Here is an 817-nt window from a genome sequence, read left to right as displayed (position 1 = left end):
GGCTTCAGTTCCTTGGACTTGCTACGCTTGTTGAACTCATGCTCGCCCATATAGGTGCGGCGCGTCAGAATGCGGTGGACCTGCCCGATACCCCAGCGTCCGCCGTCGCGGGTGAAGATGCGGCGGCCGTTGAGGTAGGAGACGATGTTCTTGACTCCCATCTGGCCGGTGGTGCCGTCCCCTTCCAGCGCAAGGCGATAGATCAGCCGCACCGTGTCGGCGTGTAGCGGGTCGATCTCCAGCTTCTTCTTGGTCTTGGCCCCACGCTGCTCGGCTGCGACGACACGGTAGCCGATAGGCGGCAGCGAGCCGTTCCAGAAGCCCTGCCGGGCATTCTCCTTCAAGGCCCGCATGACATGCTTGGCGTTCTCCTTGGACTGATACTCGTCGAACAGCGCCATGATCTGGCGCATCATGACGTGCATCGGATCGTCGCCCATCTCTTGCGTGATGGAGATGAGCTTGATGCCGTTCTTGGCGAGCTTGCGGACATAGAACTCAAGCTCGAAGTGATCGCGGAAAAAGCGGCTGAACGAATGGACCACGACGATATCGAAGGGCGCGGGCTTGGACGTGCCCGCCTCGATCATGCGCTGGAACTCCGGGCGGCGGTCGTTGGTGGCGGACGCGCCGGGCTCCACGAAGGTCTCGACAAGCTGGTAGCCGCGCGAAGCGCAGTAAGCTTCGCCCTGCCGCTTCTGGTCCGGGATGGACACGTCATGCTCGGCCTGCCGCGCCGTCGAAACGCGGAGATAGAGGGCGGCGCGCTGGGGGATCGTGGAAGAGGTGACGGGCATGTCCGGTCTCCTTCTCAAAC

At 62.8% G+C, this 817-nt stretch carries 1 protein-coding gene; it reads right to left on the bottom strand.

The window, feature by feature from the left end; all coding sequences use genetic code 11:
• Positions 1 to 797: recombinase family protein (locus VQ044_RS25395; protein ID WP_327650451.1), on the bottom strand; the 797-nt coding region annotated here is incomplete at its 3' end.
• Between the last annotated feature and the right edge of the window lie 20 nt (positions 798 to 817).

Source organism: Aurantimonas sp. C2-5-R2 (assembly GCF_036549495.1).
Lineage (GTDB): Bacteria > Pseudomonadota > Alphaproteobacteria > Rhizobiales > Rhizobiaceae > Aurantimonas > Aurantimonas coralicida_A.
Note: the sequence above shows the minus strand (reverse complement) of the source record. Positions and strands in the feature narration are given on the sequence as shown.